General features: G+C 37.9%; 7 protein-coding genes, 11 tRNA genes and 1 rRNA gene. 18 read left to right on the top strand and 1 reads right to left on the bottom strand.

What is annotated here, in order from left to right:
* The 13 genes from rrf to ACIQXV_RS28610 all read left to right on the top strand — a co-directional run.
* Positions 1-91, top strand: a 5S ribosomal RNA gene (gene rrf, locus ACIQXV_RS28670); the annotation flags it as partial.
* A 12-nt stretch (positions 92-103) separates the two neighbouring features.
* Positions 104-179: transfer RNA gene (locus tag ACIQXV_RS28665), tRNA-Val, on the top strand.
* A 177-nt stretch (positions 180-356) separates the two neighbouring features.
* Positions 357-429 (top strand) — tRNA-Thr (locus tag ACIQXV_RS28660).
* A gap of 40 nt (positions 430-469) precedes the next feature.
* A tRNA-Leu gene (locus ACIQXV_RS28655) sits at positions 470-551 on the top strand.
* A 10-nt stretch (positions 552-561) separates the two neighbouring features.
* A tRNA-Gly gene (locus tag ACIQXV_RS28650) sits at positions 562-636 on the top strand.
* 5 nt (positions 637-641) lie between these two features.
* A tRNA-Leu gene (locus ACIQXV_RS28645) sits at positions 642-730 on the top strand.
* Positions 731-738: 8 nt separating this feature from the next.
* Positions 739-815: transfer RNA gene (locus ACIQXV_RS28640), tRNA-Pro, on the top strand.
* A 22-nt stretch (positions 816-837) separates the two neighbouring features.
* Positions 838-914 (top strand) — tRNA-Met (locus ACIQXV_RS28635).
* Positions 915-939: 25 nt separating this feature from the next.
* Positions 940-1,032 (top strand) — tRNA-Ser (locus tag ACIQXV_RS28630).
* Between the two features lie 19 nt (positions 1,033-1,051).
* A tRNA-Tyr gene (locus tag ACIQXV_RS28625) sits at positions 1,052-1,136 on the top strand.
* A gap of 4 nt (positions 1,137-1,140) precedes the next feature.
* Positions 1,141-1,214, top strand: a tRNA-Trp gene (locus ACIQXV_RS28620).
* A gap of 52 nt (positions 1,215-1,266) precedes the next feature.
* A tRNA-Leu gene (locus ACIQXV_RS28615) sits at positions 1,267-1,348 on the top strand.
* Between the two features lie 207 nt (positions 1,349-1,555).
* Positions 1,556-2,467 carry an AEC family transporter gene (locus ACIQXV_RS28610; RefSeq protein WP_402965424.1) on the top strand — a complete coding sequence of 304 codons (912 nt, stop codon included), beginning with the start codon at positions 1,556-1,558 and terminating at the stop codon, positions 2,465-2,467.
* A 409-nt stretch (positions 2,468-2,876) separates the two neighbouring features.
* Here ACIQXV_RS28610 and ACIQXV_RS28605 read toward each other — a convergent pair whose 3' ends face one another.
* A complete protein-coding gene (locus ACIQXV_RS28605) occupies positions 2,877-4,304 on the bottom strand; it encodes a PQQ-dependent sugar dehydrogenase (protein WP_402965421.1) in 1,428 nt (475 codons plus the stop codon).
* A 422-nt stretch (positions 4,305-4,726) separates the two neighbouring features.
* Here ACIQXV_RS28605 and ACIQXV_RS28600 point away from each other — a divergent pair, with 422 nt between their 5' ends.
* The 5 genes from ACIQXV_RS28600 (at position 4,727) to ACIQXV_RS28580 (ending at position 8,270) form a co-directional block, all read left to right on the top strand.
* Positions 4,727-5,326 (top strand): NADPH-dependent FMN reductase, encoded by a 600-nt coding sequence (locus ACIQXV_RS28600; RefSeq protein WP_402965419.1) that lies wholly within the window; start codon positions 4,727-4,729, stop codon positions 5,324-5,326.
* Between the two features lie 322 nt (positions 5,327-5,648).
* Complete coding sequence (locus ACIQXV_RS28595) at positions 5,649-5,993, top strand: ArsR/SmtB family transcription factor (protein WP_402965416.1); 345 nt, start codon at positions 5,649-5,651, stop codon at positions 5,991-5,993.
* 15 nt (positions 5,994-6,008) lie between these two features.
* The gene (locus tag ACIQXV_RS28590; RefSeq protein WP_402965413.1) at positions 6,009-7,304 is read left to right on the top strand and encodes an arsenic transporter; all 1,296 of its coding nucleotides are present in this window, start codon (positions 6,009-6,011) and stop codon (positions 7,302-7,304) included.
* Between the two features lie 39 nt (positions 7,305-7,343).
* Positions 7,344-7,763 carry an arsenate reductase (thioredoxin) gene (gene arsC / locus ACIQXV_RS28585; protein ID WP_402965410.1) on the top strand — a complete coding sequence of 140 codons (420 nt, stop codon included), beginning with the start codon at positions 7,344-7,346 and terminating at the stop codon, positions 7,761-7,763.
* A 306-nt stretch (positions 7,764-8,069) separates the two neighbouring features.
* The gene (locus ACIQXV_RS28580; RefSeq protein WP_402965408.1) at positions 8,070-8,270 is read left to right on the top strand and encodes a hypothetical protein; all 201 of its coding nucleotides are present in this window, start codon (positions 8,070-8,072) and stop codon (positions 8,268-8,270) included.
* Positions 8,271-8,330: the final 60 nt, after the last annotated feature.

Raw genomic sequence — 8,330 nt, 5'->3', positions numbered from 1 at the left:
ACCCGTTCCCATACCGAACACGGAAGTTAAGCTTCTCAGCGCCGATGGTAGTTGGGACATGCGTCCCTGTGAGAGTAGGACGTTGCCAGGCTATACTATATATGGAGGATTAGCTCAGCTGGGAGAGCATCTGCCTTACAAGCAGAGGGTCGGCGGTTCGATCCCGTCATCCTCCACCATATTTATATTTTTTCAAACTATTTGCCGGGGTAGCTCAATTGGTAGAGCACGAACGAATAAGCTTCCTGAATAAACATCAGCATACTGACCGAGCTGCTGCTTGCATAAGCTTCCTGAGGTCAGGATGACGGTAACAAAGACAGCGTGTACAAACTTAACATTATTCCAAACTATTTGCCGGGGTAGCTCAATTGGTAGAGCAACTGACTTGTAATCAGTAGGTTGGGGGTTCAAGTCCTCTCGCCGGCACCTTTTTATTCATTTCCACTAGTTTACTAGAATTAAATATGCGGGTGTGGCGGAATTGGCAGACGCACCAGACTTAGGATCTGGCGCCGCAAGGCGTGGGGGTTCGACTCCCTTCACCCGCATCATCTTTTTGCGGAAGTAGTTCAGTGGTAGAACACCACCTTGCCAAGGTGGGGGTCGCGGGTTCGAATCCCGTCTTCCGCTCCAAAAGTGCCGGGGTGGCGGAACTGGCAGACGCACAGGACTTAAAATCCTGCGGTAGGTGACTACCGTACCGGTTCGATTCCGGTCCTCGGCACCATTCGTTTTCGGGAAGTAGCTCAGCTTGGTAGAGCACTTGGTTTGGGACCAAGGGGTCGCAGGTTCGAATCCTGTCTTCCCGACCAGGAGAAATTTTTTTATAATTTTGGCGGTGTAGCTCAGCTGGCTAGAGCGTACGGTTCATACCCGTAAGGTCGGGGGTTCGATCCCCTCCGCCGCTACCAAAGTAGTGTTTTTTTTTGAAAAAATGGAGGAATACCCAAGTTTGGCTGAAGGGATCGGTCTTGAAAACCGACAGGCGGGTTAAACCGCGCGGGGGTTCGAATCCCTCTTCCTCCGCCATTTTTCGATTATCATAAGTGGAGGGGTAGCGAAGTGGCTAAACGCGGCGGACTGTAAATCCGCTCCCTCCGGGTTCGGCGGTTCGAATCCGTCCCCCTCCACCACTATAGGGGCATAGTTTAAAGGTAGAACTAAGGTCTCCAAAACCTTCAGTGTGGGTTCGATTCCTACTGCCCCTGCCAAATAGTTTTTTCTTTCATCCTGTTTATTTTCGGGATTTTTAATTCTAGTTTTGCCGATGTGGCGGAATTGGCAGACGCGCACGACTCAAAATCGTGTTCCGTGAGGAGTGTCGGTTCGACCCCGACCATCGGTATCAATTTTTAACTAAACCCGCTTTTTTTTGCGGTATAACAAGGATTGTGAGTTTAGTCTTAGTGACTTGACACGCAATCCTTTTTATTTTTTTGTATCTTATAAATTGTGACCAACTATAGTTGTTCGTGAATCTTGCAGCAAGTTGAAGTAGAAGAATGAAGGATAACTCAAATTAATATACATCATAGAGGAACGTATTTTTTAAATGAATCAGGAATTTCTTTATATTATTATAATCATTGCCTTAGGGTATCTATTAAAACGTTTACATAGTTTACAAGAAAAAGATGGAGAAGTCATTTCGAAAATTATTTTTAAAATTACCCTCCCTGCCTTAGTTCTTGTAACATTTGATTCTGTAAAAATAGAAACTTCGTTAATATTGTTACCAGTTATTGTTCTCGTTTATGGAATCATAACTGCATTTCTAGGCTTCTTAGTTTTTAAAAATGAGGAAAGAGAACTTAAAGGCTCTTTTCTGATGCTTTCTTCCGGATTTAATGTTGGCTTATTTGCATTTCTTTTAGTTTTTGCCATATGGGGGATGGATGGATTAACCTATTTTAGTATGTTTGATGTCGGGACATCATTTGTCGTCTTTGGAATTGCCTATATTTTAGGAAGTTATTTTTCAGAAGAAGGTCTTAGTCTTAAACCAATAGAAATTCTAAAAAGACTCGGCAAGTCTATTCCGTTAATGACTTATCTTATTGCTAGTATTTTAAATTTTAGTCATATCCAGTTACCCGAAACGATTATTCATGTTAGAAAGACAATCTCTGGGGCAAATATTCCGTTATCATTATTATTATTAGGACTTTATTTAAATTTTAAATTCGAAAAACAATTTATTAAACCTATGGTGAAATTTTTAACCTTCCGGTATGGTTTAGGTCTACTGTTTGGATTTGCTTTATACCTTATCCTTCCCAACGATCAGATGTTTCGATTTACAATCTTGATTGGGATGTTACTACCTGTTGCAGCCTCCGCCTTAACCTTTGCAGTTGAATTTAAATATAGCACCAGCAGCACCCGTTTAATTGCTACTATATCAAATATAACGATTTTAATTAGTATTGTAATTTTATATATTTTTGCAAAATTTATTTTATAAAGTTTTAAATTAAAAACAACTCAACTTTCAAAATAAAGAACATAATTAAGAACATTAAAAAATTATTGTTTAGAATTTGTGCTGGAGAGGTGAGACTAGCAGACTCTCACTTTTCAGGAGATGATATTTATTTAAGAGCGATTGAATACTCAATAAGTTAGAGAGAGCAGCAGAAACTTGCACAAGAAGCCGTGGAATATTACTTTTTCAAAGTCGGTGAGTTATCTCACGAGGGCAAGCAACATAGTAGCCGTTCTATTGAAACAGAAAAGCAAATATTTGGGACGAATCGGGCTTTTAAATCCCCGGAAAAATAATCAAACGAGGGAGCATGATTGCTCTCTTGTATGTTTAATATTTCAAGAATCAATTAAATCCAGTAAAGAGATTGCTCTGGTTTTTAGATGAATCATGGAACAATTTCAAAAACAGTACCTTGGTTAAAATCAGTCACTTTCATAGAGCCATGAACACTTAAATAGAGTCTGGTTTGATCGAGATTCGTTCCCAAACTAACATAATATGCTGATTGAGACCCAAAATTATAATCGGTATCAATAACACTAAAATCATTTAGGTTACCATCTGTTCTGACCCTGGTATAAGCTAAAACCCCTCTAACTTGAGTTTGAGATTCTCTCCGAGCAAGATCGATAAACACAACGCTTCCCGTTAAATCGGGGATTCCATTCCCCATATAGGCTTGCACTCCTGTAAGTGCAGTTCCTCCAAACTTATCTGGTCGGGGATCATTATGAAAATAACTAGTTAAAGGCTGAAGACGCCTCACTGAAGTTATGACTGCTTCATTGTAATAAGCCATTGGTTTTTCATCTAAAGCCGGATTTTCAGAACAGCCCCTTATAATCGAAGTAGGAAAAGCACCTTCCCACCCTCGCCAGCCAAAGTTAATAAATCCTTCTTGGTTAGGTTCAGTATTCATTAAAGAAGCTTGAACAAGCTGAGGAACTGGTATTGGTTTATAATGAACGAATGAAAAAATTGACTCTACAAGATCCTGTCCGACATTTCCCACATATTTGATGTACTGATTATAATACCTTTGAAATGAAATGCCTGGTAAATTTCGGACCCCTTTGGCCATTACCGTAAGCGATTCCTGAATAGGTGAGGGAAGTTCATTAAAACGTGTGACTACGGGTGGAGTAGAGAGAAATGTATTCTTATCTACGTCAATTTCAATTATTTTTCCGGCTATTTCCATATTATCCTGGCTTAAATTAAATGGATCATAGCCTGATCCGCCATCTCCGGTTGTTAAAACAAGTTTTCCTGTTTCAGGTGAAAAGTTTAAGCTATTGACACCATTATGATTAAAAAATGGTCTTCTCAAGTTAAGTAAGGTCCGTCGTTTTTGAGGTTGACCATTTGATTGTAAAATCCATTCTTCAATTGTATCAATATGATCATATTGAGTTTCTCTATTTATCCATTTTAGGTTTAACGTTTTGGGATCACACGGTTTAGGCTGAAAAGGCTCAGAAAGAGCACCTGGACCTTGTGTTCCAGCTACTGAATAATGAAGATAAAACAGACCGTTATAATAAAATTTGGGATGAAACGCTAGCCCTACCAATCCCCGTTCATCATATCCACCACGAGAAACACCTAGTTCAGAATCACCTAGTTTTATGATTCGCGGGCGAATATCTAAAAAATTCCGTATACCTCCGTTGCCTATGTAAAAGATCTCTCCTACCTGGGTTGCGATAAATAATCTTTCAATTGAGTCTCCCGGAAGTATAGTTGTTTTCAAAACAGTGGGTAAATTTATCTTAGTAACAATGGGCCGTAAACTAACCTTAACTTTGTTCACCTAACTTAACACTCCTTCCCATTTGTTTCTTTAATAAGAATATGAGTAGAACTGTTCTATTAGTACCAAGTTAGGGCTCGGAACCTGATATGGCATAGTAATTTTAGGGAAAGTCCTCCAGCGAACTAAAGCATTAACGCGCCGGGGGACTGACCCCCTATCCCAGATCCTTCTGGTAATTGTATATTTTTGCAAATTTAATTCTATACTATGTTTAACTTTACATCTTAGCTGGAGGATAATTCTGCAATGCGAAAAAAAGAGGGATTTAAAAATACAGGAATAGATATTATTCAAATTATTGGTCATATGTAAACCTTCAGCGGGGGATGACTAGTAGAAGAATGTGCTATTAGCCACAGAAATAGTTCCTATTGTTCGGAAAGAAACAAGTAAGTAAAAAAAGAATAGGAGTGTGAATAATGGGTTTTTTAGACAAACTATTTGGGAAACCAATCAAGGAGGAAGAATCTATGACAACTGAAAAATTAAATATTGGAATCATTTTAGGTAGCACACGCCAAGGGCGTGTAAGTCCACAAGTAGGTGAATGGGTAAAAGGAATTGCTGACAAACGTGGAGATGCCAATTATGAAATTGTAGACATTGCTAATTTCAATCTTCCGTTTTTAGGAACAACCGATGGAACAGAACCAGGAATTGCAGCTTGGAATGAGAAACTTGCGAGCTTAGATGGATTTGTATTCATTGTCCAAGAATACAATCATAGCATAACTGGTGCATTGAAAAACGCAATAGATTTCGCCCGTGAAGCCTGGTACAACAAAGCAGCTGGAATCGTAAGCTATGGATCAACTGGTGGAGCTCGTGCAGCTGAACATTTACGTGGAATCTTTGCAGAACAAAAAGTAGCGGATGTTCGTACACATCCAACATTGAGTTTATTTACAGACTTTGTCAATGGGTCAGAGTTCAAACCACAAGAATTGCACCTTGATAATGTAAATGCAATGCTTGGTGAAGTTGTAGCTTGGAGCGGTGCTTTAAAAACTTTAAGATAAAACTAAATCTGGGGATTTATATGGTGAATTTGTTGATGTTATGGCAATGGAAAAATTATTATAACCTTCAAGAAAAAGATTGATAGCTACGGTTATCGATCTTTTTTCTTTACATTAACTTTACATTTATCTTCTTGAATTTAATCCATAAGTGATTTATTATATAAGCAAATAATTATATGTAATTGTTGGATATGGTAAGAATCACTGAGCCATGTATAAAGTTTCTGATATAACAGAGGCTAAATCAATTAATTTCAGTATGAAATGCTAATAAGTATATTATTATTTACTTATTCATTAGGGGTTAGGAGGGGAAACCATGTCAGAATCAACCGTTGAATTAGAAAGCGTAGCAAACATCTTAAAATTGTTAGGTGATAAAACCCGTTTAACGATGATCAAAATTCTTGATTCTCACGATGCGTGTGTATGTGAATTCGTTGCCATTTTTAAAACAAGTCAACCCGCTATTAGCCAGCATATTCGTAAGTTAAAAGATGCTGGATTAGTCAGGGAAACAAGAAGAGGGCAGTGGATTATTTACTCTTTAAGTAAAGACAGTCCTTATTATCCATTGGTTCAAGATTTACTTCTACATCTTCCAAATCAAGATTTTAGATTGAAGGAATTGGAAGAACAGGGTCTGCGTATTTCATGTGAATAATTGGAGGTTTCAACATTGGTATCAACCATACTTGCATCATTGATTTTTTTAATAACACTTATTTTGGTCATATGGCAGCCTAAAAATTTATCGATTGGTTGGTCTGCCTGCGGGGGGGCGATAGTAGCGCTCTTGGTTGGAGTCGTTGATTTCCATGACGTTCTTGAAGTGACCAAAATTGTATGGAATGCTACTTTTTCTTTCATTGCAATCATTATTATATCGTTAATTCTAGATGAAATTGGTTTCTTTGAATGGGCTGCATTGCACATGGCACGAGCAGCAAAAGGAAACGGAATAAAAATGTTTGTTTATGTAAGTATTCTAGGTGCTCTCGTCGCAGCATTTTTCGCCAACGATGGGGCAGCTCTTATCTTGACACCAATCGTTTTAGCGATGGTTCGGAATTTAAAGTTGGAAGACAAAATGATTTTCCCATTTATCATTGCTAGTGGATTTATTGCCGATACCACTTCCTTGCCACTTGTGGTGAGTAACTTAGTAAATATTGTTTCTGCTGACTTTTTTGGAATTGGGTTTGTTCATTTTGCATCAAGAATGATTATTCCTAACTTCTTTTCTTTAGTGGCAAGTATCTTTGTTCTATTTCTGTACTTCAGAAAAAATATTCCAAAACAATATGATTTATCAAAATTAAAGAAACCTGCCGAAGCGATTCGGGATGAAAAAATGTTTCGTTTATCCTGGGTGGTATTAGGTATTTTATTAGCAGGTTACTTTATTAGTCAATCCCTTCACGTTCCTGTATCAATTATTGCAGGTGTCGTTGCCATCTTCTTCTTATTTATGGGAAGAAGAAGCCATGCGATCGAAACAAAAAAGGTCATAAAAGGGGCACCTTGGGCAATCGTGTTTTTCTCGATTGGAATGTATGTGGTGGTTTATGGCTTACGAAATGCTGGATTAACTGGCGTACTTGCGGATGTGATTCAAGCATGTGCCAATCATGGATTGTTTATTGGAACCATCTCCATGGGCTTCATTGCAGCGATTCTTTCTTCCATTATGAATAACATGCCAACTGTGATGATCGATGCACTTGCCATTGCAGATATACATACAGTAGGTGTGATCAAAGAAGGACTCATTTATGCGAATGTCATTGGTTCGGATTTAGGTCCGAAAATCACACCAATTGGTTCACTTGCCACGTTATTATGGCTACATGTTTTGAAAACAAAAGGAGTTAAGATTTCGTGGGGAACCTATTTTAAAACAGGTATTGTCTTAACCATCCCAGTATTGTTTATTACACTTTTAGGGTTATACCTATGGTTGTTAATAGTCTAACTAAAAAATATCATCATCAGAAAAAGGAGAAAAATGACTATGTCTAAAAAAACGATCTATTTTCTTTGTACAGGTAACTCTTGCCGAAGCCAAATGGCAGAAGGTTGGGCTAAAAAACATTTAGGTGATGAGTGGGAAGTGAAAAGTGCAGGAATTGAAGCACATGGACTTAATCCCAATGCCGTAAAAGCGATGAATGAAACTGGAATTGATATTTCCAACCAAACATCCGATATTATCGACCCTAAAATTTTAAACAATGCCGATTTAGTTGTTACATTATGTGGTGACGCTGCTGACAAATGCCCTGTTACTCCACCAAAAGTAAAACGAGTTCACTGGGGATTTGATGATCCAGCTAAAGCGCAAGGTACAGACGAAGAAAAATGGGCATTCTTCCAACTTGTGCGTGATGAAATCGGAGACCGCATTAAGCGTTTTGCTGAAACTGGTGAGTAAGAAATAAATAGGCAGGACCTTTTTGTCTTGAATTCGAGATAACTATATAAATAAAATTTCCAAAAGTCAACCCGCCCTAATTGGTGATTCTTTTTATGGTGTGATTTTATTTTTTTTATGAGATAGTAAGGGTTTTGTAGAAAGATAGCAGCTTTCTTATTTTTTAATCAGTTTGTCCCTAAAAAAGTAGTTGAAAATAAATGCATTTTAATACAAGATAAAAATGTTATGATAAATGGATTGTATAGAAAAATTATTAATATCCTATTAACCGAAGAATTGAACGAGTAAAGGAGAGAGGACATCATGAAACATTTAAAAATCGTCGTACCCATTATGGTTCTTGTAGCGGTTATAGCGATATGGATGCTAGGAAAGTATCATGCAGACGTACAACTTCCAGTACGCATACTGATAGCAATAGGAGGGGCACTTCTATCAGGAATAGTGACCTTTATCATGTTGAAGCTGGATGTTGATCGAGTCGATACAAAAACAAATAAATGAAATAAAAAAATATATAAGAGAGTAGCCATATTATATAATTGGCTACTTTTTTGTTGCTGT

The sequence above is a fragment of the Neobacillus sp. NPDC097160 genome (assembly GCF_044762155.1).
Taxonomy (GTDB): Bacteria; Bacillota; Bacilli; order Bacillales; family Cytobacillaceae; genus Neobacillus.
Note: the sequence above shows the minus strand (reverse complement) of the source record. Positions and strands in the feature narration are given on the sequence as shown.

What these genes read in the sequence shown, in the direction of transcription:
- ACIQXV_RS28610 (WP_402965424.1), top strand. Translation starts at nt 1,556, where the DNA reads ATGAATCAGGAATTTCTTTATATTATTATAATCATTGCCTTAGGGTAT.
- ACIQXV_RS28600 (WP_402965419.1), top strand. Translation starts at nt 4,727, where the DNA reads ATGGGTTTTTTAGACAAACTATTTGGGAAACCAATCAAGGAGGAAGAA.
- ACIQXV_RS28595 (WP_402965416.1), top strand. Translation starts at nt 5,649, where the DNA reads ATGTCAGAATCAACCGTTGAATTAGAAAGCGTAGCAAACATCTTAAAA.
- arsC (WP_402965410.1), top strand. Translation starts at nt 7,344, where the DNA reads ATGTCTAAAAAAACGATCTATTTTCTTTGTACAGGTAACTCTTGCCGA.
- ACIQXV_RS28580 (WP_402965408.1), top strand. Translation starts at nt 8,070, where the DNA reads ATGAAACATTTAAAAATCGTCGTACCCATTATGGTTCTTGTAGCGGTT.